This window comes from Inquilinus limosus DSM 16000, from assembly GCF_000423185.1.
GTDB lineage: Bacteria > Pseudomonadota > Alphaproteobacteria > DSM-16000 > Inquilinaceae > Inquilinus > Inquilinus limosus.
Window position 1 is genome coordinate 121959 of sequence record NZ_AUHM01000010.1, and the last position, 25012, is coordinate 146970.

The following is a 25012-nucleotide window of genomic DNA, read 5'->3' on the forward strand; positions in this document are numbered from 1 at the left end:
CGCCCAGATGAGCTCCGCCCCGCTGCCGGTCACCATCGACGACATCCGCGCCGCCGCCGCCGCCCTGGAAGGCCAGGTGGCGCGGACGCCGACCATCCCGGCGCCGCAGCTCTCGGGCGTCCTCGGCTGCGAGCTGGCGCTGAAGCTGGAGACGCTGCAGCGCACCGGGTCGTTCAAGGACCGCGGCGCCTACAACAAGCTGCGTTCGCTGGGCAAGGCGGAGCGCAAGCGCGGCGTGGTGGCCATGTCGGCCGGCAACCACGCCCAGGGCGTGGCCTATCACGCCACGCGCCTCGGCATCCCCTCGACCATCGTGATGCCGACCTTCACCCCCTTCACCAAGGTAGCGAAGACCGAGGGCTACGGCGCCAAGGTGGAGCTGGTCGGCCAGACCCTCGACGACAGCATGGGCCATGCCCGCCGGCTGGTGGACGAGCAGGGGCTGACCCTGATCCATCCCTATGACGACCCGCACATTATCGCCGGCCAGGGCACGATCGGCCTCGAGATCCTGGCCGACGTGCCGGATCTGGACGACCTGGTGGTGCCGATCGGCGGCGGCGGGCTGATCTCCGGCATCGCTATCGCCGCCCGGGCGATCAAGCCGTCGATCCGGATCACCGGGGTCGAGGCCGAGCTCTACGCCTCGATGCGCGACGCCGTCGCCGGCCGCACCGGCGTCTACGGCGGCGCCACCATCGCCGAGGGCATCGCGGTGAAGAGCCCGGGCGTGCTGACCCGGCAGGTCATCGCCGAGCTGGTCGACGACATCGTCGCGGTCGAGGAGACTGTGCTGGAGCAGGGCGTGCACCAGCTGATGACCCAGCAGAAGCTGGTGGCCGAGGGCGCCGGCGCCGCCGGCATCGCCGGCATCCTGGCGAATCAGGAGCGCTTCGCCGGGCGGCGGGTCGGCGTCGTGGTGTGCGGCGGCAACATCGACCCGCGCATCCTGGCCTCGATCCTGATGCGCGGCCTGGTGCGCAACGGCCAGATCGCCCGCCTCCGCATCGAGATCGAGGACGTGCCGGGGGTGCTGAGCCGCATCGCCGGCATCATCGGCGCGACCGGCGGCAACATCATCGAGACCTACCACCAGCGCCTGTTCTTCCAGATCCCGGTGAAGCGCGCCGATATCGACGTGGTGGTCGAGACCCGCGACCGCGCCCATGTCGACGCCATCCTCGGCAAGCTGATGGAGGCCGGCTATCCGGCGACGCTGCTGAGCGACGTCGGCGCGTGACGCGACACATGAAGCGCATCCTGATCACCGGCATGTCCGGGACCGGGAAGTCCGCGGTGGTCCGCGAGCTGGCGGCGCGGGGGCACGACGCCTGCGACCTCGACACGCCCGAATGGTCCGAATGGGTCGACGCCGATCCGTCCGACACGCTGACCCCCGGCGAGGGCCAGGACTGGGTCTGGCGCGAGGACCGCGTCCGCGCGCTGCTGTCCGCGCCGCGCGACAGGCCGCTGTTCGTCAGCGGCACCTGCGAGACCATGGGCCGGTTTCTGCCCCTGATCGACGTCGTGATCCTGCTCTCCGCCCCGGTCGGGACGCTGCTGGAGCGGCTGGCGGCGCGGGGGCCCGACGGCTACGGCCACACCGAGGAGGAGCGGCGCAAGGTGGTCGAGCTGGTCGCGTCCATCGAGCCGCTGCTGCGCGAATCCGCCGACCACGAGATCGACACGCGACGGCCGGTCGCCGCCACCGTCGACGAAATCCTCCGGCTGACATGAGGCCGCGATAGCATCTGTCCGCATGCCTCGCAGCGGACAGATGCCGTCCGAGTCGCTTGCCGACGGTTCGGCACTGTGGTGCAGTATGGGAAGTGAGGTTGGTGCCTCGGCCCAGGAGCACTGGATGTCCGTCATCGACGGCACGCTCGGTCGTCTGCAGCATTTCTACCGGTCGGGCCCCCTGCCCTGCCCCTACATCTCCGGCCGTGTCGAGCGCAAGCTGTTCACCCGGCTGAACGGCGGCGACGCCCGGGCGCTGAACACCACCCTGTCCCAGGCCGGGTTCCGGCGCAGCCACGACATCGTCTACCGGCCGGTCTGCCCCGGCTGCCGCGCCTGCGTGCCGGTGCGCATCCCGGTGGCGCGCTTCACGCCGGGGCGCAGCATGCGCCGGGCCTGGAACGCCAATCTCGACCTCGCCCGCCGGTCGATGCTGCCGATCGGCACCGACGAGCAGTACGCCCTGTTCCTGCACTACCAGCGGCACCGGCACGGCGACAGCGACATGGCGCGGATGTCGCGCGCCGATTACGGCGCCATGATCGAGGAGGGCAGCGGCAGCGCCGCGCTGATCGAGTTCCGCGACCCGGCCGGCGCGCTGCGCGCGGCGGCGCTGGTCGACGTGCTGGAGGACGGCCTGTCCGCCGTCTACAGCTTCTACGACCCCGACGTGCCGGAGCGCAGCCTCGGCACCTATGTGATCCTGGCCCTGGTCGACGAGGCCCGCCGCAACGGCCTCGACCACGTCTATCTCGGCTACTGGATCGCACAGAGCCGGAAGATGGCCTACAAGGCTCGCTTCCAGCCGCTCGAAGCCCTCACCGACAACGGCTGGATGCCGCTCGACCCGGCCGGGTGAGCCGCCCGCCTCTGCCGCGCCGCAGCAAGAATCGCACCCTCGGCCCGCGCGAAGGCGGGCCGAAGCCAATCGCCTGTTGGTCTGGCGCGCGAAAACTGATATTTCGCGGCGGCGAATTCGACCAATTGCATCGATCCAATCCGCAACGCAGAAACGGAAAGTACGGGGAGGTCATATGGGGGCTTTGCTGGGTGCCAGCCGCGTCATCGACGCCGTCAACGGCTGGGTCGGACGGACCGTCTCCTGGCTCGTCCTGATCGCCGTCCTGGTCAGCGCCGGCAACGCCATCATCCGCAAGGCCTTTTCGATCAGCTCCAACGCTTGGCTGGAGCTGCAATGGTACCTGTTCTCCGCCGTGTTCCTGCTGGCCGCCGGCTACACTCTGCTGCGGGGCGAGCATGTCAAGGTCGACATCCTCTACAGCCGCCGGTCGCGCCGCACCCAGATCTGGATCGAGATCTTCGGCATCGTCTTCTTCCTGCTGCCCTTCTGCGTCGTGACCATCCTGTTCACCTGGCCGGTGGTGGCGGGCAAATACGTCAGCGGCGAGATGTCGGGGGACGCCGGCGGCCTGATCCGGTGGCCGGTCTGGGCCCTGATCCCGGCCGGGTTCGTTCTGCTCGCGCTGCAGGGCCTGTCGGAGCTGATCAAGCGGATCGCCATCCTGTCGGGCCGCATCCCCGACATCGTCGAAGCGCACGGCCACGAAGCCGACCCGCTCTGAGCCGGCCACTCCGCACCTGAAGGTCCGTCCGCATGACGCAGTTCCTGATCGAGAACATGGCGCCGATCATGTTCGCCTCGCTGGTGATCGTGCTTCTGCTCGGTTACCCGGTGGCCTTCTCGCTGGCGGCCGTCGGCTTCGGCTACGGCCTGCTGGGCATCGAGCTCGGCCTGTTGCCGGCCAGCCTGTTCGGCGCGATCCCGGACCGGTTCTTCGGCCAGATGTCGAACGAGACGCTGCTCGCCGTCCCGTTCTTCACCTTCATGGGGCTGATCCTCGAGCGCAGCGGCATGGCGGAGGATCTGCTCGACACCATCGGGCAGCTGTTCGGCCCGATCCGCGGCGGCCTGGCCTATGCGGTGATCTTCGTCGGCGCGCTCCTGGCCGCCACCACCGGCGTGGTGGCGGCATCGGTGATCTCGATGGGGCTGATCTCGCTGCCGATCATGCTGCGCTACGGCTATGACCGGTCGCTCGCGGCCGGGACCATCGCCGCCTCGGGCACGCTGGCCCAGATCATCCCGCCCAGCCTGGTGCTGATCATCATGGCCGACCAGCTCGGCCGCTCGGTCGGCGACATGTATCAGGGCGCGCTGCTGCCCGGGCTGGTGCTGACCGGCCTCTATGCCGGCTACATCCTGATCATGTCGATCGTCCGGCCGAACGCCGCCCCGGCCCTGCCGCTGGAAGCGCGGTCGCTGCGCGGCCTGGCTCTGGCCGGCAAGGTGGTCACCTCGCTGATCCCGCCGCTGGTGCTGATCTTCCTGGTGCTGGGCACGATCTTCCTCGGCATCGCCACGCCGACCGAAGGCGGCGCCATGGGCGCGGTCGGGTCGCTGGTGCTGGCGGCGATCAACCGGCGCCTGAACTGGACGATGATCCGCCAGGCGCTGGACACCACGACCAAGCTGTCCGCCTTCGTCATCTTCATCCTGCTCGGCGCCCGCGTCTTCTCGCTGACCTTCTACGGCGTCGACGGCCATGTCTGGGTCGAGCATCTGATGACCTCGATCCCGGGCGGCGTGCTGGGCTTCCTGATCGTCGCCAACATCCTGGTCTTCGTCCTGGCCTTCTTCCTCGACTATTTCGAGCTTGCCTTCATCATCGTGCCGCTGCTGGGGCCGGTCGCCGCCGCCCTGGGCATCGACCTGATCTGGTTCGGCGTGTTGCTGGCGGCCAACATGCAGACCTCCTTCATGCACCCTCCCTTCGGCTTCTCGCTGTTCTACCTGCGCTCGGTGGCGCCGACGCGGGCCTATCGCGACAAGGTGACGGGGAAGACGATCGCGCCGGTGACGACCGGCCAGATCTACATGGGCGCGATCCCCTTCGTGGCGATCCAGATCCTGATGGTGGCGATCGTCATCGCCTTCCCGGAGCTGGTGACGCACTACAAGTCGGGCCAGGTCGAGGTCGATCCCGCCTCGATCAACATCAACGTGCCGATGCCGGGGGCCGACGGCGCCAATCCGTTCGGCACCCCGGCCGCGCCCGACTTCGGCACGCCGCCGCCGCCGGATTTCGGCGCCCCGCCGGCCCCGGGCGGCGGCCAGCCCGCGCCGGCGCCCGCCCCGCAGCCCGGCGATCCTCTGCCCCCGCCCGAGTTCAAATAGGCAATAAAAAGGGCCGGTCCCGCGGAGGACCGGCCCTTATCGTCTCAACGAACGACCGGCCTACTTGCCGGCCGCCTGCTGGGCGTAGACGTAGCTGTCATAGGTGTATTCCGCCACGCGGAACCACTGATAGGCCTCGCCGCGGAACTTCTTCCACGGCTCGTAGATCGCCTTCCAGTTGGCGTTCGAGGCCGACAGTTCGTCGTAGAGCTTGAAGGATTCGGTGTAGGCGGCGTCGAGCACGTCGCGCGGCAGCGGGCGCAGCTGCACGCCCTTGCCGACCAAGCTGCGGATCGCCGCGATGTTCTTCACGTCGTAGAGCGCCAGCATGTTGAAGTTGGCGAACTCCGTCGCCACGGCCAGCGCCTTCTTGTAGGCCTCCGGCAGCGCCTCGTACTTCTCCTTGTTGAACAGGAAATGCACGGTCGGGCCGCCCTCCCAGAAGGCCGGGTAGTAGTAGAACTTGGCGACCTGGTAGAAGCCGAGCTTCTCGTCGTCATAGGGGCCGACCCATTCGGTGGCGTCGATCGTGCCCCGCTCCAGCGCCGGGTAGATGTCGCCGCCGGCGATCTGCTGCGGCACCACCCCGATCCGCTCCACCACCCGGCCGGCGAGGCCGGCGATGCGCATCTTCAGCCCCTTGAGGTCGGCCAGCGACTTGACCTCGTTGCGGAACCAGCCGCCCATCTGCACCCCGGTGTTGCCGCCGGGGAAGCCGACCACGTTGTAGTTGGCGAAGAAGGTGTTCAGCAGCTCATTGCCGCCGCCGTGATACAGCCAGGCGTTCTGCTGGCGGGCGTTGAGGCCGAACGGGATCGACGAGCCGATGGCGAAGGTCGGATCCTTGCCGACATAGTAGTAGGCGACGGTGTGCGCCGCCTCGACCGTGCCGTTCTGCGCCGCATCCAGGGCCTGCAGGCCGGGCACCAGCTCGCCCGACGGGAAGACCTGGATCTGGAACTTGCCGTCGGTCAGGTCGGACAGCGTCTTCGACAGCACGTCGGCGCCGCCATAGATGGTGTCGAGCGATTTCGGGAAGCTCGAGGCCAGGCGCCATTTGATCTCGGGCCTGTCCTGCGCGATCGCCGGCGCCGCCAGCGGCGCGGCCGCCAGGCCGACACCCGCGGTCGCGATAAAGTTCCGCCGCTTCATCTCTCGGGCTCTCCCCCCTGTTCGCATCGTGGAGCATGGTTTCCGCATGACGCCGCGGCGGGATTCGCCCGCCGCGGCGCTGCTGCCATCTAATGAAACTCAGGCGCGGGACGCAACGGCGCTGCTGCGCCGCCGCGTCCTTTGCGCTCAGGCCTCGCGGCGTTGGGCGGCACCGTCGATCTTGGCCAGCAGCACGCCGGCCAGTGCGCCCTTGAGGATCGCCGCCGGGATGAAGGGCACCAGGCCGCCGGAGATCGCCGCCGTCGGGCCGACCAGCACCGCGAGCCAGGCCACGCCGGTGACGAAGGGGATCAGCGAGGCGACCGCCACGGCCGCGGCCATCCCCGCCAGGCTGCGGGTCCAGCCACGCTCCACCGCCAAGCCCATCACCGCGGCGGAGGCAACGAAGCCGACCAGGTAGCCAGCGGTCGGGCCGGCGAAATAGGCCGGGCCGGCGGCGAGGCCGGCGAAGACCGGCAGGCCGACGAGACCCTCCGCCAGATAAGCCAGCATGGTCAGCCCGCCCAGGCGCCAGCCATAGGCGCCGCCGATCAGCAGCACGACCGCGGTCTGCATCGTCATCGGCACCGGGAAGAACGGCACTTGGACTTTGGCCGACAGCGCCATCAGCGCCGTGCCCAGCACCACCAGCACGGCGGCACGCAGCAGGCCGGGCTGGCCGTCAGCGCGCCACAGCGAGAGCATCGGGGGAAGGGTGCGGGTGGTCATCTCAGGACTCCATCTGCTTGCTTGCCGGTCTCCGGCCGTTTCCGGCCCCCTTCATGTCATTGCCGGGCTTGACCCGGCAATCCGGAAGATGCCGCCGCCCTCTGGATGTCCGGGTCAAGCCCGGGCATGACAGACGGGGAGACCTGACATGGTCACGAAAACTTGTTGTTCTGCGGGAAGCCGCGCGGCGGCAGGTTGCCGCTGCGGCCGCGGGCGGTGACCGGGATCTCCGGCTCGGTCCGGGTGCGGCCGCCGCCCATCTGCCAGGTCAGCCCCTCCTCGCGCTTGAACGTGGTCAGGTCCGACAGCTGTGCGCCGTGGTACTTCTGCAGCATCACGCCCTTCCCGCGCGACATCTCCGGTAGCTCGAACAGCGGGAAGCACAGGAGGCGCCGGTTGGTGCCGACCACCGCGACGGTGTCGCCGGTGACCGGGCGGCACACCGCGGCCTTGGCGCCCTCGTTCAGGTTCAGCACCTGCTTGCCCGCCCGGGTCTGGGCGACCACGTCGCTCTCCGGCACCACGAAGCCGCGGCCGTCGGTTGAGGCCAGCACCAACTTGCGGCCTGGCACATGGGCCAGGAGGGCGACGATGTCGGCGTCGTTGGCGAGGTCGACCATCATCCGCACCGGCTCGCCGAAGCCGCGGCCGCGCGGCAGCTTGTCCGCCCCGATCGTGTAGAAGCGACCGTCGCTGCCGAACAGCAGGATCTTGTCGGTGGTCTCGGCCTGCAGCACGAAGCCTTCGGCGTCGCCGTCCTTGTACTTGATCTCGGCTGGGTCGTGGCCGTGGCCGCGCAGGGCCCGGATCCAGCCCTTCTCCGACAGGAAGACGGTGATCGGCTCGCGCTCGATCTGCGGCTCGATCGACACCACCACCGCCGAGGGCGGCTCGCCGATCTTGGTGCGGCGGCGGCCCAGCTCGGTGTCCGGGCCGAAGCGCTTCTTGATCTGCGCGATCTCGGCCGAGATCGCCTTCCAGCGCTTGCCCTCGTCGGCGAGGAGGGCCAGCAGATCGTCGCGCTCGGCCGACAGCCCGTCGAACTCGCGCCTGATCTCCATCTCCTCGAGCTTGCGCAAGCTGCGCAGCCGCATGTCGAGGATGGCGTCGGCCTGCACCTCGGTCAGGCTGAAGCGCGCCATCAGCGCCGGCTTCGGCTCGTCCTCCTCGCGGATGATCCGGATCACCTCGTCGAGATCGAGGAAGACGATCAGGTAGCCGCCGAGGATCTCCAGCCGCCGCTCGATCTTGCCGAGGCGATGGCGCGACCGCCGCTCCAGCACCTCGTGCCGATGGTCGAGGAAGGCGCGGCAGACGTCCTTCAGGCCCATGACGCGCGGGACGTTCGCGGCGTCCAGCACGTTCATGTTCAGGCTGAAGCGGGTCTCCAGTTCGGTCAGCCGGAACAGCTGCTCCATCAGCATGTCGGCTTCGACGTTGCGGCTCTTCGGCACCAGGACGATGCGCACGTCCTCGGCCGATTCGTCGCGGACATCCTCCAGCGTCGACAGCTTCTTCGAGGTGACGATGTCGGCCAGCTTCTCGATCAGCCGCGACTTCTGCACCTGGTACGGAATCTCGGTGACCACGATCTGGTACAGGCCGAGCGGCAGCTTCTCGATCTCCCAGCGCGCCCGGACGCGGAAGGCGCCGCGACCGGTGGCGTAGGCCTCGCGGATCGCCGCGGCGGATTCGACCAGCTCGCCGCCGGTCGGGAAGTCCGGCCCCTGGACCACGGTCAGCAGGTCGTCGACCGTGGCCGCGGGCCGCTTGATCAGCATCTGCAGGGCGTCGCAAATCTCGCCGACATTGTGCGGCGGGATCGAGGTCGCCATGCCGACCGCGATGCCCTGGCTGCCATTGGCCAGCAGGTTCGGGAAGGCGGCCGGCAGCACCACCGGCTCGCGCCCCTCGCCGTCATAGGTCTCGCGGAAATCGACCGCATCGTCGTCGATGCCTTCCAGCAGCGCCTCGGCGACGGCGGTCAGCCGGGCCTCGGTGTACCGCATCGCCGCGGCGTTATCGCCGTCGATGTTCCCGAAATTGCCCTGGCCGTCGACCAGCGGGTAGCGCTGGGCGAAATCCTGGGCCATGCGCACCAGCGCGTCGTAGATCGAGGCGTCGCCATGCGGATGGTACTGGCCGATGACGTCGCCGACGACGCGGGCCGACTTCTTCGGCGGCGTGGTCGAGGCCAGGCGCAGCTGCCGCATGGCGTAGAGCAGCCGGCGATGCACCGGCTTCAGCCCGTCGCGGACATCGGGCAGCGAGCGCGAGGTGATGGTCGAGAGCGCGTAGTTGAGATAACGGGTGCTCAGCGCGTCGTGCAGCGGCACCGGCAGGATCGACTCGGAAGGCATGCTGGTCATAACGAAGAGTCTAGCGCAACGGCGCGGCTGACCGAAGCGCGCTTCGGCGGTAGGCCTCGACAAATCGCGCCCGCGCCTCGGGGGGCGTCTTCCCGGCCTGGGCGAACAAGTGGCGCTCGATGAAATGCCCGGTCAAGGTCAGGCCATCGGCCACCGCGGCCGGCGTCGCCGGCTCCTGCCCGATCAGGAAGCCGGGCAGCGGCAGCAGCCGGTCGCGATACGGCCCGGCCGCGGACAGCGACACCGCCCTTCCCGTCCGCGGGCTGATGAAGGCGAGCCGGTCGTTGGTGCCGGTGACGGCGCAGCGCGAGACGTCGAGGCCGAAGCCGAGGGTGCCGAGCAGCCCGACCTCCCACTGCACAACGGCGGCGTCCCAATGCGGCGTCGGCAGCGTGTCGAGGAAGGCCAGCGTGCCGTCGAACACGGGCGGCAGCGGCTGCCGCTCGGCCAAGGCGGCGTCGAGCACGGCGCAGGCCGACACCAGGGCCAGCAGCCGCAGCGGCTGGTCCATGATCGCGGCGGCCGGGGTGCGGTCGACCTCGAGCGTCCAGGTGCCGAGATGCTCGGCCAGCCGGCCGCGCCACAACGCCGAGACCAGCGTGCCCGGCGGCAGCTGCGCGCGCCGGCGCTGGCCGTGGACGATTCCGAGATGGCGGCCATGCTCGCGGGTCAGCAGCCCGACGATCAGCGCCGCCTCGCCATGCGGGCGGACGCTCAGGACGATACCGTCGTCGCGCCAGTCCACGTCATGCCCTGTCCGCGTTCATCCTGTCCCTATAGCACGAAACAGGAACGCCAAGGACTCCCGTCTACGCCTCGAAGTCCAGGCCCCAGATCGCGTAGCGGGCCGGGTCGTCGAGCCAGTTCTCGCGCACCTTGACGAACAGCGACAGATGCACCCGCTGTTCGGTGATCTCCTCCAGCTCCAGCCGGGCGGCGGTGCCGATCGCCTTGATCATCTGGCCGCCGCGGCCCAGCACGATCGCCTTCTGGCCGTCGCGCTGGACATAGATCACCTGCGAGATGCGGACGCTGCCGTCCTTCTGCTCCTCCCAGCTCTCGGTCTCGACCGCAACCGCATAGGGCAGTTCCTGCTGCAGCCGCAGGAACAGCTTCTCGCGCGTGATCTCCGCCGCCAGGAGGCGCATCGGCATGTCGGAGACCTGGTCCTCCGGGAACAGCCACGGCCCTTCCGGCAGCCGTTCGGCCACGACCCGGCGCAGGTCGTCGACCCCGTCGCCGGTCAGGGCCGAGATCATGAACGTGTCGGTGAACACGCCGGTGGCGTTGAGGTCGGCGGCCAGCACCAGCAGCTTCTCGTGCGGCACGGCGTCGACCTTGTTGAGGACCAGAATCGCCTGGCGCCCGGACTCGCCCAGCTTCTCGATGATGCCGCGGGTGTCCTCGCGCACGGATTTCAGCGCGGCGTCGACCAGCAGCACCACCAGGTCGGCCTCCGCCGCCCCGCCCCAGGCCGCCGCGACCATGGCGCGATCGAGGCGCCGGCGCGGCCTGAAGATGCCGGGCGTGTCGACGAACACGATCTGGGTCCGGCCCTCGGTCAGGATGCCGAGCACACGGCTGCGCGTGGTCTGCACCTTCGGCGAGACGATCGCCACCTTGGTGCCGACGAGGGTGTTGAGCAGGGTCGACTTGCCGGCGTTTGGGGCGCCGATCAGGGCGACGAAGCCGCAGCGCGTCGCGTCTTCGGTCATGACGAAAGCCTTTGCAGAAGGGCGGCGGCGGCGTCCCGCTCCGCCACCCGTTTCGACGGGCCGCGGGCGGTGGCGCTGGGTTGGCCTTCGATCTCGACCCGGATCTCAAAGACCGGCAGGTGGTCGCTGCCGCCGCGTGACACCTCGACATAGCGCGGCAGCTTCAGGCCGCGGGCCAGCGCCCATTGCTGCAGCGCCGATTTCGGGTCCTGCGGCGGGGCCGCGTGGCGGTCGATGAAGGCGGACCAGGCGCCACGGATGAAGCGGGTCGCGGCCGGCAGCCCGCCGTCACGGTAGAGCGCGCCGATCACCGCCTCGCAGGCATCGGCCAGGATGGTCGGGTTCTCGCGGCCGACCACCTCCTCGCCCGGCGACAGGACGAGATGGCGGCCGAGGCCGATCGCCGCCGCCACCTCGACCAGCGCCTCGCGCCGCACCAGGGCGACGTGGCGCTTGGCGATGGCGCCCTCGTTCTCCTTCGGGAAGCGCTCGAGCAACCATTCGGCGATGACTAGGCCGAGCACCCGGTCGCCCAGGAACTCCAGCCGCTCGTAGCCGTGCCGGGCGATGCGCCGCTTCTGGCCGCTGACGCTCGGATGCGTCAGCGCCTCGACCAGCAGCATCGGCTCACGGAACTCGTGGCCGAGCCGCCGGGCGAACGCGTCGAGGCTCTCGTCGGTCCCGGCGATCAGTGGATCCCCGTGAACATGCGGCTGAAGCGGAGCGCGAACGGCCATTTCCAGACCTGCCAGAAGCTGGCGTCTTCGAGGCTGAACCACAGGAACTCGGCGCGGCCGACGAAATTCTCGACCGGGACGTAGCCGACATCGGCCCGGCTGTCCAAGCTGTTGTCCCGGTTGTCGCCCATCATGAAGTAATGGCCCGGCGGCACGAGATATTCCGGCGTGTCGTCATAGGGCTGGTTGTCGCCGACCTCCAGGATCCGGTGCTCGACCGGCGAGTTGCCGTCCGAGCCCGGCAGCGTCTCGATATACTGGTGATAGACGATGCGCTGGCCGAACTGGGCGGTCATCGCGTAAGGCTCGATCTCACGGCGCTCGACCATCTGGCCATTGATGTAGAGCCGGCCGCCGGTGACCTTGACCCGGTCGCCGGGCAGGCCGATCACGCGCTTGACGTAGTCGACCGAGGTGTCCTTCGGCAGGCGGAACACGGCGACGTCGCCGCGCTCCGGCGGGCTGCCGAGGATCCGGCCGTCGAACAGCGGCAGGCCGAAGGCGATCGTCTGGTTGCTGTAGCCGTAGGAGAATTTCGACACGAACAGATAGTCGCCGACCAGGAGCGTCGGGATCATCGAGCCGGACGGGATGTTGAACGGCTCGAAGGCGACCGTGCGGATGCCGAAGGCGATCGCGATCGCATAGACCACGGTCAGGATGGTCTCGACCACCCCACCTTTCTTCTTCGACATCTCGATCGTCTTCTGGTTCTGGCTCATGGCGCCCCTGTATGGTCCGGCGACGGAGGGAAATCAATCGCCGGCAAGGGCGACTTTGGTCGCAGCCCGGTCGATCCGGGACGGCGGTCAGCGGCTGCGCGCACGGTCCACCGCGCTGATCACCGGCATGGCGCGGAGGGCCGCGATGATGTTGGTGAGGTGCTTGACGTCCTTGACGTCGATGTCGATCAGGATCTCGAAGAAGTCGACCGAGCGGCTGGTGATCTTGAGATTGGTGATGTTGCCGCCGTTCTTGCCGATCACCGTGGTCAGCGTGCCGAGGCTGCCCGGCTCGTTGCTGATCGTCACCTGGATCCGGCCGACATGGTCCTCCGCCGCGTCGACGCCGGCGTCCCAGCTGACGTCGAGCCAGCGCTCCGGCGCGTTGTAGAAGCTCTCCAGCGTGTCGCAGTCGATGGTGTGGATGGTCACGCCCTTGCCGGTGGTGACGATGCCGACGATGCGGTCGCCCGGGATCGGGTGGCAGCAGCGGGCATAGTGCACCGCGAGGTTCGGGATCAGGCCGCGGATCGGGATCGCGCCCGGGCCGCCCGAGGCGGCCTTGCGCGCCCGGCTGAGCGGCACGACCTTGCCCGAGCGCTCCTTCTCCTGCTGGACCTGGGCGCGATGGCCCGGGAACACGGCGTGGAACACGTCGCGCGCGCCCAGCACCCCGGCGCCGACATTGGCCAGGATGTCGTCGGGCTCACTGGCCTTGAAGATCTTGAGGACGCCTTCCAGCGCCTTGTCGGAGAACTCGTAGCCCTCCTGCCGGAACACCCCCTGCAGCATGGAGCGGCCGAGCTTGGCGTGCTCGTCGTGCTGCTGGGCGCGGATGAAGCGCCGGATGCAGGCCCGCGCCTTGCCGGTGGCGACGAAGCGCTCCCATTCCGGCGACGGCGTCGAGGTCTTCGAGGTGATGATCTCGACCTGGTCGCCGTTCTGCAGCAGATGGCGCAGCGTCACCATCCGGCCGTTGACCCGGGCGCCGACGCAGGTGTTGCCGATCTCGCTGTGCACGGCATAGGCGAAATCGACCGGCGTCGCGCCTTGCGGCAGGGCGATGACCGCGCCCTTCGGGGTGAAGCAGAACACTTGGTCCTGGAACAGGGCCAGCTTGGTGTGCTCCAGGAACTCCTCGGGCTTCTGGGCCTGCTCGAGGATGTCGAGCAGGTCGCGCAGCCAGCGGTACTGGGTGCCGTCCGGGTTCTGCTCGCCCTGCTTGTAGGCCCAGTGCGCGGCGACGCCGAGCTCCGCGATCTCCTGCATGTCGCGGGTGCGGATCTGGACCTCGATGCGCTGCCGCATCGGCCCGATCACGGCGGTGTGCAGCGACCGGTAGCCGTTCGGCTTCGGGGTCGAGATGTAGTCCTTGAAGCGGCCGGGCAGCGAGGCGTAGCGGCCATGGATCAGGCCGAGCGCGTGGTAGCAGTCGCCCTCGGTGTCGACCACGATACGGAACGCCATGATGTCGGTCAGCTGCTCGAACGCCATGTTCTTGCGCTGCATCTTGCGCCAGATCGAATAGGGCCGCTTCTCGCGGCCGAGCACGTTGGCCTTGAGCCCCCCCTCCTCCAGCACCCGCTGCAGCTCGGCGATGATCTTCGAGACGACGTCGTGGCCTTCCTCGCGCAGCTGGGCCAGGCGGCGGACGATGCTCTCGCGCGCGTCGGGATGGAGCTGGGCGAAGGCCAGGTCCTCCAGCTCCTCCTGCATGCCGTGCATGCCGATGCGCTCGGCCAGCGGCGCGTAGATCTCCAGCGTCTCGCGCGCGATCCGGCGGCGCTTCTCCTCGTTGTTGAAGGCGCCGAGGGTGCGCATGTTGTGCAGCCGGTCCGCCAGCTTGACCAGCAGCACGCGGATGTCCTTCGACATCGCCAGCACCAGCTTGCGGAAGTTCTCCGCCTGCTTGGACTGGTCGCTCTGCAGCTCCAGCTTCGACAGCTTGGTGACGCCGTCGACCAGCTGCGCCGTCTCGCGCCCGAACAGGGCCTCGAGCTCGCTCAGCGTCGCCCCGGTGTCCTCCACCGTGTCGTGCAGGAGGCCGGTGACGATCGAGCCGGTGTCGAGCTTCATGCCGGCGAGTATGCCGGCGACCTCGATCGGATGGACGAAATAGGGGTCGCCCGAGGCGCGCTTCTGCGACCCGTGCGCCTTCATCGAATAGACGTAGGCGCGGTTGATCAGATCCTCGTCCGCCGAGGGGTCGTAAGCCTTGACACGCTCGACCAGCTCATATTGGCGGATCATGCCGCGCGCCACCGATCCATAAGCCGTTCTCCCGAATGGGCGACCGAGCGCCCATCCGGATAATATGCTGAACCACAATCCGTTGTATTGTGGATCAAAATCGGCAGGCGCGCGGCAGCCATGCCAAACCGCATCATCGATCTCCCGGCTGGCGGCCTGACACCATGCCGGGCAGTTCCGCTCGGATCAGATGTCGTCGTCGGAGGCGCCGATTTCCAGGTCGCTGCGGCCGTCCTCCTCCCCGGACTCGCCCTCCGCCTCCTCTTCCTCGTCGGCGGATTCGATCCCGTAGGTCGATTCCTGGTCCGAGCCGACGGCGGTCTGCGGCGCCACGCCGGCCTTGAGCCACTCCTCCTCGCCGGCCATCAGCTCGATGATCTCCTCATCGGCCTCGTCGATCTCGGCCAGCTTCTGATGGCCCTTGACCAGGGCTTCCCGGAGGCCTTCGAGCGGGACCGTCTCATCGGCGATCTCGCGCAGCGCCACCACCGGGTTCTTGTCGTCGTCGCGGTCGACGGTCAGCGAAGCGCCGGACGAAATGTCGCGGGCGCGCTGAGCCGCCATCAGGACGAGATCGAACCGGTTGGGAACCTTGAGGACGCAATCCTCGACGGTGACGCGAGCCATGGGCTAACCGCTCCTACACACGAAAACTGTCACGACCATAAAATCGTGACAGGATGGATGCAACGCAACGGCCGCATCTTTGTTATACCGAAGGGCGGACCACGTAGCGCAGATGCGGCGAATGCGCAAGCCTCGTCGCGCACCGTTGACCGCTCCTTGCAAACTGGGTAGCGAACCCAATCTGTCAACCTGTCCCCTGCCGCAAAGGAACGCACATGATTTTCTATAAGGAAGAACGGCTCGCAATATTCATTGACGGTGCCAATCTCTACGGTGCCGCCCGTTCGCTTGGCTTCGATATCGATTATCGCCGGCTGCTCGACCTGTTCGCCAAGAAGGGTCGCCTGATCCGCGCCTTCTACTACACCACGCTGATCGAGGATCAGGAATACTCTCCCATCCGGCCGCTGATCGACTGGCTGGACTACAACGGCTACAGCATGGTGACCAAGCCGTTGCGCGAGTACACCGACAGCCAGGGCCGGCGCCGCGTGAAGGGCAATGTCGACATCGACCTCGCGATCGACGCGCTGGAGATGGCCGATCGGGCCGACCACATCCTGCTGTTCTCGGGCGACGGCGACTTCAAGCGCCTGGTCGAGGCGATTCAGCGCAAGGGCGTCCGCGTCACCGTGGTTTCGACCATCAAGTCGAGCCCGCCGATGGTGTCGGACGAGTTGCGCCGCCAGGCCGACAACTTCGTCGAGCTGATGGAACTGGCGCCGCACATCCAGCGGATGAATGCGCCGAATCGCACCCAGGCCGTGCCGGCCGAGGGCGAGGACGGCACCGTCGAGGAACCGGTGCAGCAGGCCGGGGCCTACGCCCGCTCTGCCTGATCCGGATCAGGCCGGCTCGTGGGGGCCGGCCTGCCGTCGAGCGGCGTCAGCCGCGGTCGCGCAGGACCCGCGCCTTTTCGCGCTGCCAGTCCCGCGCCTTGATGGTCTCGCGCTTGTCGTGCGCCTTCTTGCCGCGGGCGAGACCGAGATCGACCTTGGCGATGCCTCGGTCGTTGAAATAGATCGACAGCGGGATCAGGGTCACGCCCTCCCGCTTCACCCTGCCCAGCAGCTTGTCCCGCTCGCGCCGGTGCACCAGCAGTTTGCGCGGCCGCTTCAGCTCGTGGTTGAAGCGGTTGGCCGGCCCGTATTCCGGGATATGGGCGTTGAACAGGTACAGCTCGCCCTGCATCTCGCCGGCATAGGCGTCCTGCAGGTTGCCGCGCCCCTCGCGCAGCGCCTTCACCTCGGTCCCGGCCAGCATGATGCCGGCCTCGACGTTCTCCTCGATGAAATAGTCGTGCCGGGCCCGCCGGTTCTGCGCGACGATGCGGCCGGGTGTCCGCGGCTGTGCCATATCCCTGAATCCGCTCCGGTCAGTTGAGCAGCCCGGCGAAGGCCATCGCCTCGCGCACGGCCGTCCGCGTCGCCTCGCCCGGCGGCACCAGCGGCAGCCGGAGGCGGTCGTCGGCGAGGCCGAGCAGCTTCGCCCCGTACTTCACCGGCCCCGGGCTGGTCTCCAGGAACAGCGCCCGGTGCAGCGGCATCAGCCGGTCGCGGATCTCCACCATGCGCGCGAGGTCGCCCGCGGCCCAGGCGTCGTGCATCTCGGCGCACAGCCGCGGCGCGAGATTGGCGGTGACCGAGATGCAGCCATGGCCGCCCTGCGCCAGGAACGCCGTGGCAGTGGCGTCCTCGCCCGAAAGCTGGCAGAACTCCGGACCGATCCGAAGCCGCGTGGCCAGCGGCCGCACCAGGTCGGCGGTCGCATCCTTGACCCCGACGATGCGCGGCAGCTCGGCCAGGCGGGCCATGGTGTCGATCGACATGTCGATCACGCTGCGGCCCGGAATGTTGTAGATCACGATCGGCAGATCGACCGCGTCATGGATGGCCCTGTAATGCTGGTAGAGACCTTCCTGCGTCGGCTTGTTGTAGTAGGGCGTGACGACCAGCGCGGCGTCCGCGCCCGCCTTCTGCGCGTGCCGGGTCAGGGAGATCGCCTCTTCGGTCGAGTTCGAGCCGGTGCCCGCGATCACCGGGACGCGGCCCTTGGCCACCTCGATGCACAGCTCGACCACCCGCTCGTGCTCGGGGTGGCTCAGCGTCGGGGACTCGCCGGTGGTGCCGCAGGGCACCACGCCCTGGGTGCCCTCGCGGATCTGCCAGTCGACGAAGCTCTGGAAGGCTTTGTCGTCCACCCCGCTCTCGGTGAAAGGCGTAATCAGGGCGACGATCGATCCCTTGAACATGGAAGCTTCCGTGGGCGTTGGGGTGGTGAACGCAGTGTCATAGCGGCTGTGGTGCGGGCCGGCAAGCGCATGGCTTTGGCGGCGGCCTTTCTAACGACTTGGGGGGCGCTGCTGCTCGGCACCACCGTCCCGGCCCTCGCCCAGCCGGCCACGCCGGCCGAGATCAAGGCCGCGCAGGCCCTGTTCTCCGCCGCCGACCGCAACGCCTGGGACGTGGTGCGGACGGTCAAGGGCCAGATGGGCGACACGCTGGTCGGCCGGCTGGCGATCTGGGCCGACCTGTCGCGCCCCGACAGCACCGCCGGCTTCGAGGAGCTGGCGGCCTTCATCGTCCGCAACCCGGACTGGCCGAACGTCCAGGCCCTGCGCCGCCGCGCCGAGCGGGCGATGCCGGACGGGCTGCCGGCCGATGCGGTGGTGGCGTGGTTCGACGCTTTCGCCCCGCTGACCGTCGAGGGCGCGCTGCATTTCGGCACGGCGCTGCAGACCACGGATCCGATCCGCGCGCGGATCTGGGCCCGCGACACCTGGCGCAGCCTGTCGCTGACCGCCGGGCAGGAGAGCCAGTTCCTGCAGAGTTTCGGCAGCCTGCTGGAGCCGGACGACCATTGGGCGCGGCTGGACGCGCTGCTCTGGGCCGAGCGGACGGACGAGGCGCGCCGCATGCTGCCCCGCGTCTCCGGCGACCGGCGGCTCCTGGCCGATGCCCGGCTGAAGCTGATGCTGCGCACGCCGGACGCCTCGGCCGCGGTGCGGGCTTTGCCGGCGAAGCTGCTGCAGGACGAGGGCATCCTGTACGAGCGTGCCCGCTGGCGGCGGCGCAACGACGACAATGCCGGCACCATCGAGATGCTGTCGCAGCAGCCACGGACCACACAGCACGCCCGCGCCTGGTGGCTGGAGCGGCACATCATTGCCCGCCGGCTGTTCGACGAGAAATCCTACCGCCAGGCCTATCGGCTGATCACCGCGCGCGAGCAGAGCGACCCGGTCGACCGGGCCGACAAGGACTTCCTGGCCGGCTGGCTGGCGCTGCGCTTCCTCGACCGGCCGAACGACGCGATCGAGCATTTCGAGAAGCTGTATGGCGATGTCAGCATGCCGATCAGCCTGGCCCGCGGCGCCTATTGGGCCGGCCGGGCGCACGAGGCGGCGGGCCACAAGCAGAAGGCGGCCGACTGGTACCGGCTGGCGGCGAAGCAGCCGCTGACCTTCTACGGCCAGCTCGCCGCCGACAAGCTCGGCCAGCCCACGATCGCGGCGCTGCCGGTGTCGGCGACGCCGAGCGCCCAGGTGCTGGCCTCCTATGGCGGCGATCTGGCCCGCGCCGCCCGGCTGCTCGACGCCGTCGGCCAGCGCGACCGGGCCGATCTGTTCCTGCGCAAGCTGATGGTCGACGCCGACACGCCGGAGAAGAACCGGCTGCTGGCGATGCTGGCGAACTCGATGAAATACTCCTTCGTCGCCGTCCGCGCCGCCAAGGCCGCGGCGCGGGACGGCAGCGTGGTGATCGATGCCGCCTATCCGCTGGTGGCGATGCCGGACGATCTGAGCGGCCTGCCGCCGGCCCTGGTGCTGGGCCTGGCGCGGCAGGAAAGCGAGTTCAACCCCAGCGCCGAGTCCAGTGCCGGGGCGATCGGGCTGATGCAGCTGCGCCCCGGCACGGCCCGCGACGTCGCCCAATCGCTCGGCATCGAGCACACCACCGGAATGCTCAGCGGCGATCCGGTGCACAATCTGCGCCTCGGCAGCCGCTACCTGGCCGACCTGATCCGGCGCTACGACGGCAACTGGCCGCGGGCGATCGCCGCCTACAATGCCGGCTTCGGCCGGGTCGACGGCTGGGCGCCGACGCCGTCCAAGTCGCCGGAGCAGGTGGTGGACTGGATCGAGTCCATCCCGCTGCCGGAGACCCGCAGCTATGTCCAGCGCGTGCTGGAGAACACCCAGGTCTACCGCCTGCGCCTGGGCGAGGCGCCGAAGCCCGGAGCCCTGGAGGCGGATCTGCTGCGGTGAGGAAGGCTGCCGTTCCGGCCATCTTTCGGCTCTCCGGCCCCTTCCTCGCCATGACGGATCAATATGTTGGGACGCGCGCGCTACAGATAAGTTCAAAAATCTTCTCCATCCATCTGAGAATGAACGATGATCGTCTCCGTCACCGACATCGAGGCCGCTGCCGGACGCCTGCGCGGCCAAGCGGTGCGCACGCCGCTGCTGCGGTCACCGCTGCTGGACGCCCGGGCCGGGCGCGAGGTGCTGGTCAAGGCCGAGCCGCTGCAGCGCACCGGGTCGTTCAAGTTCCGCGGCGCCTACAACCGGATCGCGTTGATCCCGGAAGCCGACCGGGCGAAGGGCGTGGTCGCCTTCTCCAGCGGCAACCACGCCCAGGGCGTGGCCGCGGCGGCCAGGCTGTTCGGCATCAAGGCGACGATCGTGATGCCGGCCGACGCCCCGGTGATCAAGCGGCGCAACACCGAGGCCTACGGCGCCACCGTGGTGCCCTATGACCGCTTCGGCGAGGACCGCGAGGCGGTGGCGGCGAAGATCGTGGCCGAGACCGGCGCCACGCTGGTGAAGCCCTATGACGATCCCCGCATCATCGCCGGCCAGGGCACGATCGGCCTGGAGATCGCCGAGCAATGCGCCGAGCTGGGCGTGCGCCCGGACGCGGTGCTGGTGAGCTGCAGCGGCGGCGGCTTGGTCTCCGGCATCTCGGTGGCGGTCAAGGCGCGGATGCCGGGCGTGCGGATCTATTCGGCCGAGCCGGAAGCGCTGGACGACATGCGGCGGTCGCTGGCCGCCGGCGAGCGCGTCCGCAACGATCCCGAGGCACGGTCGATCTGCGACGCGCTGCAGTCGCCCACCCCCGGCGAGATCACCTTCTCGATCGCGCGCGAGACGCTGTCGGGCGGCGTCACCGCCCCGGACGACGCGGCGCTGCGGGCGATGGCGGTCGCCTTCGACACGCTGAAGCTGGTGGTCGAGCCCGGCGGCGCCGTCGGCCTGGCGGCGACGCTGGAGAACCGGATCCCGGACGACATCCGCAGCATCGTCATCGTCTGCTCCGGCGGCAATGTCGACGCCGCGACCTTCCGCGACGCGCTCGCCACCCTCTGAGCCGATGACCGGACGGCCCGCCTTCTTCGACCGCCTGCAGGGCTGGTGGGACGGCCGTGCCGAAGGCGGCCGGCCGCCGCATCGCGACGCGCTGAGCCCGATCGAGATCATGCCGATGCTGCCGCATCTGCTGATGCTCGATCTCGCCGGCCCGGCGCGAGTGCTGTGGGCCGGCACCGCGGTGAAGGAGACGCTGGGCGGCAATCCGGGCGACCAGCCGCTCGACCGCACGCCGCTCGGCGGGCCCGAGGCCGAGGCCGCGATCGCCCGGATGATCGCGGAGGCACGGCCGGTGGAGGCCGTGCTGGGCGGCCGGCCGGCGCTGCTGTGCCCGCTCCTCGACGACGGCCAGGCCGTCGCGGCTGCGCTGGTCGGCCTGGCCCCGACGGATCCCTGACACGGATCCGCCGCGACATGCGGCGGCTGGCGGGACCGGCTAGAAGGTGCCCTGGAAGCCGAGGCCGAAGCTGCCTTCGAGCTGCACGGTGAAACCGGCCCGCCCGTTCCGGGAGCCGTAGTTGAGCTCGGCCTTGCCGTCGCCCCAGGCGCCGAAGGTCACGAAAGGCAGCGGCGATCCTTCCCGGCCCGTCACCCGGATGGTGAAGGCGGCCTCGGCGGTGTCGCTGATCTTGTTCGGGTCGAACGGGTTGAAGCTCGGAATCCCCACGCCCCATTTGAAGCCGGTTTCGGGGTTGCTGATCTTCGTCACCGGATCCGGGACCAGCGAGCCCAGGAAGGCCCGGAACCTGGAGTTGACCGGCAGGTCGTCGATCAGGCCGAGGATGGCCTTCCTGGACCGGACGAAGGGGTCTTCCGGGTCCTGCCGCGTCGGCACCGTCAGGGTGAAGTCGAAGACGTTCGGGCGGTTGAGATCCGGCAGCGGCGCCGTCCCTCCGCTGGTCAGGGTCAGCCGCGGCCCCAGGATCAGCGGCGGCGTCACCAGCCGGCCGGGCGGCGCCGGCCATTGCAGCGGCGGGATCAGCCGCGGCGGCTGGAGTCCGGGCCGGGCGCCGATCACCGGCAGGGTCAGGCTTCGCGGCACGAGCAGCAGCTGCGCCTTCACCACCGACACCTCGAACAGCAGGGCGGAGGTCTTCGGGCCGACGATGCCGTCCACCTTCAGCTTGTTGACGCGCTGGAACTGCTCCACCCGCGCCTTCGTCTTCGAACCGAAGATCCCGTCGAGCTGCAGCGGGACCGTGTTGCGGAGATGGAAGTTCAGGACGTCCTGAACGGCGCGGACGTCGGCCCCTTGCGATCCGATCGTGAGCAATCTGCCCATCAGCCCCTCCCCTTCTCAGCGCCGCATCGCGGGCCTGGGCGGCATCATCCGCCCGGATCATGGCCGGGACGGGGCCGGAACCGGGAATTTTGTCGGCGGGCATCGGCCGCCGTCGCGCCGGCGCCGGCTGTCATCGAAGCGTCACTTAACAGAAACAAATCCAACATTACCGATCGGTAAGGTCCCGCCGGATTTCATGCCCGCCGCCACGGCAGCCAGCCCAGAGGGGATCGAGATGGACCAGGATTCCACCCTGTCGCGCGTTCAGCGCTTCGAGCAGCAGGACGACCGCAGCAGCAACCTCTCCGACAACCCCACGATGGGCGACATGATCAACGCCCGCTTCGGCCGGCGCGGCATGCTGCGCGGCGCTCTGGCGGTCTCGGCGATCAGTGCCGTGGTCGGCCCGGCGGCGTTCCTGTCCAGCCGCCCGGCGCAGGCGACCGCGCCGACGCGCTTCGCCTTCGACGAGCTGGAGGCCGGCGTCGACGCCAAGCACCACGTCGCCCAGGGCTATGACGCCGACATCCTGATCCGCTGGGGCGACCCGGTGGTCAAGGGCGCCCCCGCCTTCGACGTGCGGAACCAGACCGCCGACGCGCAGGAGAAGCAGTTCGGCTACAACAACGACTACATCGGCTATGTGCCGCTGCCGCTCGGCTCGACCAGCAGCGATCACGGCCTGCTGGTGATCAACCACGAATACACCGACGCCAACCTGATGTTCCCCGGCCTCGCCGACGAGAAGGGCGAGTTCGAGCTGTCGCAGCTGACCCGCGAGCAGGTCGAGATCGAGATGGCCGCGCACGGCCAGTCGGTGATCGAGGTCAAGCGCGGCGCCGACGGCAAATGGGCGGTGGTGGCGGACAGCCCCTACAACCGCCGCATCACCGCACGCTCGACCGAGTTCCTGGTCACCGGCCCGGCGGCCGGCCACGACCGGCTGAAGACCAAGGCCGACCCGACCGGCACCAAGGTGATCGGCACCCTCAACAACTGCGCCGGCGGCACCACCCCCTGGGGCACCACGGTGCATGCCGAGGAGAACTTCAACGGCTATTTCGGCGGCGAGCTGAAGGACGACCATCCGGAGGCGCGCAACTACAAGCGCTACGGCCTGGGCGAGGCGGAGTACGCCTGGAGCCTGCACCATGACCGCTTCGACCTGACCAAGGAGCCGAACGAGCCGAACCGCTTCGGCTGGATCGTCGAGATCGACCCGACCGACCCGAACTCCGTGCCGAAGAAGCGCACCGCCCTGGGCCGTTTCAAGCACGAGGGCGCCGAGAGCATCGTCAACAAGGATGGCCGCGTGGTCGTCTACATGGGCGACGACCAGCGCTTCGACTACCTGTACAAGTTCGTCACCGCCGGCAAGTTCGACCCGAACAACCGCGCGGCGAACATGGAACTGCTGGACGAGGGCACGCTGTACGTCGCCAAGTTCGACGCCGACGGCAAGGTCGCCTGGATGCCGCTGGTGTTCGGCCAAGGCCCGCTGACCGAGGCGAATGGCTTCAAGAGCCAGGCCGATGTGCTGATCGAGACCCGCCGGGCCGCCGACCTTCTCGGCGCCACCAAGATGGACCGGCCGGAGGACGTGCAGCCGAACCCGGTGAACGGCAAGGTCTATGTCATCCTGACCAACAACGACCGGCGCAAGGCCGACCAGGTCGACGCCGCCAACCCGCGGCCGGAGAACAAGTTCGGCCACATCATCGAGATCACGCCGGCGGACGGCGACCACGCCGCCACCGCCTCGGCCTGGGACCTGCTGGTGAAGTGCGGCGATCCGAGCGTCGCCGAGGTCGGGGCCACCTTCAACCCCGCGACCAGCAAGAACGGCTGGTTCGGGTCGCCCGACAACTGCGAGATCGATGCTGACGGCCGGCTGTGGATCTCGACCGACGGCAACAACTTCAAATACAGCGGCCGCGCCGACGGCATCTGGGGCCTGGAGACCGAAGGCGAGGCCCGCGGCACCGGCAAGCTGTTCTTCCGCGTCCCGGTCGGTGCCGAGATGTGCGGCCCGAAGATCACTCCGGACATGGCCACCTTCTTCGTCGCGGTGCAGCATCCGGGCGAAGGCGGCAAGGAGTGGCCGGAATTCGGCCGCGCCAGCACCTTCGCCGACCCGTCGACCCGCTGGCCCGACTTCCAGGACGGCGTGCCGCCGCGGCCCTCGGTCGTGGTGATCACCAAGCAGGGCGGCGGAAAGATTGGAGCTTGAGGTTCAAGAAGAACGTGTAACTGACTGATAAATTTACACAGGCATCATTGCGAGCGCAGCGAAGCAATCCAGGGACCAGTGCGAGCCGCCCTGGATTGCTTCGTCGGCTTCGCCTCCTCGCAATGACGGTGTGGCCCCGAACCTCCTTGCTCCTCGGGGAGGTTTTTTTGTCGCCGCCCTGCGCTCCGTCTTGCGGCCGGGCGGGGCCATATCGATAGTGACCCGCAGTTCGCGAGACGATCGGACCACGGATCATGAGACGCCTGAATGCGGCCGCCGCGGCCGCCATCATCGCCCTGCTGGGGCTGGTCAGCGCCGCCCGGGCGCAGAGCAACGACCTCTATGTGCTTGGCATCGCTCTGTTTATCGCCTGCATCGGCATCGTCATGCTGCTGATCAAGCAGCATTTCGACGCCCGCGAGGAGCGGCCGAGCCGCGCCTTCCTGCCGACCGAGCCGGACTCCTGCTTCGCCGTGACCTTCCTGCTCGGCCTCCTGGCCGTGATCGGCCTGGTCGCGGCGACGGCGCCGGGGTTGTACCGCGTCGGGCTGGGCGTGTTCGTGATCAGCGTCATCGGCGCCGGCGCCGCCCTGAAACGGGGCTACGACCTGATCGACCGCAGCCGCACCCGGGACCATGCCGACGCGCATTAGCCGGCTATGCGACGGACGGTCGCGGCACAACTTCCGGCATGTGCTTGCTTGACAATTTCGAGTTCGCCCCCAAATCCATAGTGCGGCCGGCGATGGTTCGTCCCCCCAGCCATCGCCAAGATCCTTCCGATGGGATCGAATTAGCCGTCAGCCGGGCCGGACGCTCCCTCCCCTCCGAGCGGATCGGACCCAGGCGAAGAAAGGCCCCGGCGCTTCCCCCCGCGTCGGGGCCACTTCTTTTCCGG

Annotated in this window: 23 protein-coding genes; 11 read left to right on the plus strand and 12 right to left on the minus strand. The window is 68.9% G+C overall.

Annotation, left to right across the window (positions count from 1 at the left end; translation table 11 throughout):
- The first annotated feature begins 7 nt into the window (after positions 1–7).
- From G537_RS0112880 to G537_RS37720, 5 genes are all read left to right on the plus strand, one after another.
- The gene (locus tag G537_RS0112880) at positions 8–1240 is read left to right on the plus strand and encodes a threonine ammonia-lyase (protein ID WP_245579013.1); all 1233 of its coding nucleotides are present in this window, start codon (positions 8–10) and stop codon (positions 1238–1240) included.
- Positions 1241–1248: 8 nt separating this feature from the next.
- Positions 1249–1737, plus strand: coding sequence for an AAA family ATPase (locus G537_RS0112885; RefSeq protein ID WP_026870474.1), 489 nt, complete (start codon positions 1249–1251; stop codon positions 1735–1737).
- A 124-nt stretch (positions 1738–1861) separates the two neighbouring features.
- Positions 1862–2596, plus strand: coding sequence for an arginyltransferase (locus tag G537_RS0112890; protein ID WP_026870475.1), 735 nt, complete (start codon positions 1862–1864; stop codon positions 2594–2596).
- Between the two features lie 175 nt (positions 2597–2771).
- Entirely contained in the window at positions 2772–3320 is a 549-nt protein-coding gene (locus tag G537_RS0112895; protein ID WP_026870476.1) for a TRAP transporter small permease subunit, read from the plus strand.
- A gap of 32 nt (positions 3321–3352) precedes the next feature.
- The gene (locus G537_RS37720; RefSeq protein ID WP_051248367.1) at positions 3353–4933 is read left to right on the plus strand and encodes a TRAP transporter large permease; all 1581 of its coding nucleotides are present in this window, start codon (positions 3353–3355) and stop codon (positions 4931–4933) included.
- A gap of 60 nt (positions 4934–4993) precedes the next feature.
- Here G537_RS37720 and G537_RS0112905 read toward each other — a convergent pair whose 3' ends face one another.
- From G537_RS0112905 to rpoZ, 9 genes are all read right to left on the minus strand, one after another.
- Entirely contained in the window at positions 4994–6085 is a 1092-nt protein-coding gene (locus G537_RS0112905; protein WP_026870477.1) for a TRAP transporter substrate-binding protein, read from the minus strand.
- Between the two features lie 147 nt (positions 6086–6232).
- Positions 6233–6814 (minus strand): biotin transporter BioY, encoded by a 582-nt coding sequence (locus tag G537_RS37725; RefSeq protein ID WP_081688775.1) that lies wholly within the window; start codon positions 6812–6814, stop codon positions 6233–6235.
- Positions 6815–6966: 152 nt separating this feature from the next.
- Positions 6967–9183, minus strand: coding sequence for a DNA topoisomerase IV subunit A (gene parC, locus G537_RS0112915; RefSeq protein WP_026870478.1), 2217 nt, complete (start codon positions 9181–9183; stop codon positions 6967–6969).
- 10 nt (positions 9184–9193) lie between these two features.
- A complete protein-coding gene (gene recO, locus G537_RS0112920) occupies positions 9194–9928 on the minus strand; it encodes a DNA repair protein RecO (RefSeq protein WP_026870479.1) in 735 nt (244 codons plus the stop codon).
- Between the two features lie 64 nt (positions 9929–9992).
- A complete protein-coding gene (gene era, locus G537_RS0112925; RefSeq protein WP_026870480.1) occupies positions 9993–10898 on the minus strand; it encodes a GTPase Era in 906 nt (301 codons plus the stop codon).
- The gene (gene rnc, locus G537_RS0112930; protein WP_081688776.1) at positions 10895–11635 is read right to left on the minus strand and encodes a ribonuclease III; all 741 of its coding nucleotides are present in this window, start codon (positions 11633–11635) and stop codon (positions 10895–10897) included. The genes era and rnc overlap by 4 nt, the downstream gene beginning before the upstream one ends.
- On the minus strand, positions 11587–12357 hold the full coding sequence (gene lepB / locus G537_RS0112935; protein ID WP_026870482.1) for a signal peptidase I: 771 nt from the start codon (positions 12355–12357) through the stop codon (positions 11587–11589). The genes rnc and lepB overlap by 49 nt, the downstream gene beginning before the upstream one ends.
- Positions 12358–12444: 87 nt before the next feature.
- Entirely contained in the window at positions 12445–14607 is a 2163-nt protein-coding gene (locus tag G537_RS0112940; RefSeq protein ID WP_026870483.1) for a RelA/SpoT family protein, read from the minus strand.
- Between the two features lie 186 nt (positions 14608–14793).
- The gene (rpoZ, locus tag G537_RS0112945) at positions 14794–15234 is read right to left on the minus strand and encodes a DNA-directed RNA polymerase subunit omega (protein ID WP_026870484.1); all 441 of its coding nucleotides are present in this window, start codon (positions 15232–15234) and stop codon (positions 14794–14796) included.
- 215 nt (positions 15235–15449) lie between these two features.
- Between rpoZ and G537_RS37730 the strand changes: the two genes are divergently transcribed.
- The gene (locus tag G537_RS37730) at positions 15450–16073 is read left to right on the plus strand and encodes a LabA-like NYN domain-containing protein (protein ID WP_051248368.1); all 624 of its coding nucleotides are present in this window, start codon (positions 15450–15452) and stop codon (positions 16071–16073) included.
- 46 nt (positions 16074–16119) lie between these two features.
- Here G537_RS37730 and smpB read toward each other — a convergent pair whose 3' ends face one another.
- Complete coding sequence (smpB, locus tag G537_RS0112955; protein ID WP_026870485.1) at positions 16120–16590, minus strand: SsrA-binding protein SmpB; 471 nt, start codon at positions 16588–16590, stop codon at positions 16120–16122.
- Between the two features lie 19 nt (positions 16591–16609).
- The gene (gene dapA / locus G537_RS0112960) at positions 16610–17485 is read right to left on the minus strand and encodes a 4-hydroxy-tetrahydrodipicolinate synthase (RefSeq protein ID WP_026870486.1); all 876 of its coding nucleotides are present in this window, start codon (positions 17483–17485) and stop codon (positions 16610–16612) included.
- A 51-nt stretch (positions 17486–17536) separates the two neighbouring features.
- Here dapA and G537_RS0112965 point away from each other — a divergent pair, with 51 nt between their 5' ends.
- From G537_RS0112965 to G537_RS0112975, 3 genes are all read left to right on the plus strand, one after another.
- On the plus strand, positions 17537–19501 hold the full coding sequence (locus G537_RS0112965; protein WP_155888600.1) for a lytic transglycosylase domain-containing protein: 1965 nt from the start codon (positions 17537–17539) through the stop codon (positions 19499–19501).
- A 126-nt stretch (positions 19502–19627) separates the two neighbouring features.
- Complete coding sequence (locus G537_RS0112970; RefSeq protein ID WP_026870488.1) at positions 19628–20602, plus strand: threonine ammonia-lyase; 975 nt, start codon at positions 19628–19630, stop codon at positions 20600–20602.
- 4 nt (positions 20603–20606) lie between these two features.
- Positions 20607–20999 (plus strand): PAS domain-containing protein, encoded by a 393-nt coding sequence (locus G537_RS0112975; RefSeq protein ID WP_026870489.1) that lies wholly within the window; start codon positions 20607–20609, stop codon positions 20997–20999.
- Between the two features lie 39 nt (positions 21000–21038).
- Here the strand turns inward: G537_RS0112975 and G537_RS42040 are convergent, their stop codons facing one another.
- A complete protein-coding gene (locus tag G537_RS42040) occupies positions 21039–21884 on the minus strand; it encodes a peptidoglycan-binding domain-containing protein (protein WP_051248370.1) in 846 nt (281 codons plus the stop codon).
- Positions 21885–22119: 235 nt separating this feature from the next.
- On the opposite strand from G537_RS42040, the gene G537_RS0112985 reads away from it, so the two are divergent.
- Together G537_RS0112985 and G537_RS0112990 are read left to right on the plus strand one after the other, a co-directional pair.
- Positions 22120–24114: a PhoX family protein gene (locus G537_RS0112985; RefSeq protein WP_026870490.1), complete on the plus strand. Its 1995-nt coding sequence runs from the start codon at positions 22120–22122 to the stop codon at positions 24112–24114.
- A gap of 254 nt (positions 24115–24368) precedes the next feature.
- Positions 24369–24767 carry a hypothetical protein gene (locus G537_RS0112990; RefSeq protein ID WP_026870491.1) on the plus strand — a complete coding sequence of 133 codons (399 nt, stop codon included), beginning with the start codon at positions 24369–24371 and terminating at the stop codon, positions 24765–24767.
- Positions 24768–25012 lie beyond the last annotated feature (245 nt).

Coding starts and splice junctions, on each gene's coding strand:
- G537_RS0112880 (WP_245579013.1), top strand. CDS start 8: ATGAGCTCCGCCCCGCTGCCGGTCACCATCGACGACATCCGCGCCGCC.
- G537_RS0112885 (WP_026870474.1), top strand. CDS start 1,249: ATGAAGCGCATCCTGATCACCGGCATGTCCGGGACCGGGAAGTCCGCG.
- G537_RS0112890 (WP_026870475.1), top strand. CDS start 1,862: ATGTCCGTCATCGACGGCACGCTCGGTCGTCTGCAGCATTTCTACCGG.
- G537_RS0112895 (WP_026870476.1), top strand. CDS start 2,772: ATGGGGGCTTTGCTGGGTGCCAGCCGCGTCATCGACGCCGTCAACGGC.
- G537_RS37720 (WP_051248367.1), top strand. CDS start 3,353: ATGACGCAGTTCCTGATCGAGAACATGGCGCCGATCATGTTCGCCTCG.
- G537_RS0112905 (WP_026870477.1), bottom strand. CDS start 6,085: ATGAAGCGGCGGAACTTTATCGCGACCGCGGGTGTCGGCCTGGCGGCC.
- G537_RS37725 (WP_081688775.1), bottom strand. CDS start 6,814: ATGACCACCCGCACCCTTCCCCCGATGCTCTCGCTGTGGCGCGCTGAC.
- parC (WP_026870478.1), bottom strand. CDS start 9,183: ATGACCAGCATGCCTTCCGAGTCGATCCTGCCGGTGCCGCTGCACGAC.
- era (WP_026870480.1), bottom strand. CDS start 10,898: ATGACCGAAGACGCGACGCGCTGCGGCTTCGTCGCCCTGATCGGCGCC.
- rnc (WP_081688776.1), bottom strand. CDS start 11,635: ATGGCCGTTCGCGCTCCGCTTCAGCCGCATGTTCACGGGGATCCACTG.
- lepB (WP_026870482.1), bottom strand. CDS start 12,357: ATGAGCCAGAACCAGAAGACGATCGAGATGTCGAAGAAGAAAGGTGGG.
- G537_RS0112940 (WP_026870483.1), bottom strand. CDS start 14,607: ATGATCCGCCAATATGAGCTGGTCGAGCGTGTCAAGGCTTACGACCCC.
- rpoZ (WP_026870484.1), bottom strand. CDS start 15,234: ATGGCTCGCGTCACCGTCGAGGATTGCGTCCTCAAGGTTCCCAACCGG.
- G537_RS37730 (WP_051248368.1), top strand. CDS start 15,450: ATGATTTTCTATAAGGAAGAACGGCTCGCAATATTCATTGACGGTGCC.
- smpB (WP_026870485.1), bottom strand. CDS start 16,590: ATGGCACAGCCGCGGACACCCGGCCGCATCGTCGCGCAGAACCGGCGG.
- dapA (WP_026870486.1), bottom strand. CDS start 17,485: ATGTTCAAGGGATCGATCGTCGCCCTGATTACGCCTTTCACCGAGAGC.
- G537_RS0112970 (WP_026870488.1), top strand. CDS start 19,628: ATGATCGTCTCCGTCACCGACATCGAGGCCGCTGCCGGACGCCTGCGC.
- G537_RS0112975 (WP_026870489.1), top strand. CDS start 20,607: ATGACCGGACGGCCCGCCTTCTTCGACCGCCTGCAGGGCTGGTGGGAC.
- G537_RS42040 (WP_051248370.1), bottom strand. CDS start 21,884: ATGGGCAGATTGCTCACGATCGGATCGCAAGGGGCCGACGTCCGCGCC.
- G537_RS0112985 (WP_026870490.1), top strand. CDS start 22,120: ATGGACCAGGATTCCACCCTGTCGCGCGTTCAGCGCTTCGAGCAGCAG.
- G537_RS0112990 (WP_026870491.1), top strand. CDS start 24,369: ATGAGACGCCTGAATGCGGCCGCCGCGGCCGCCATCATCGCCCTGCTG.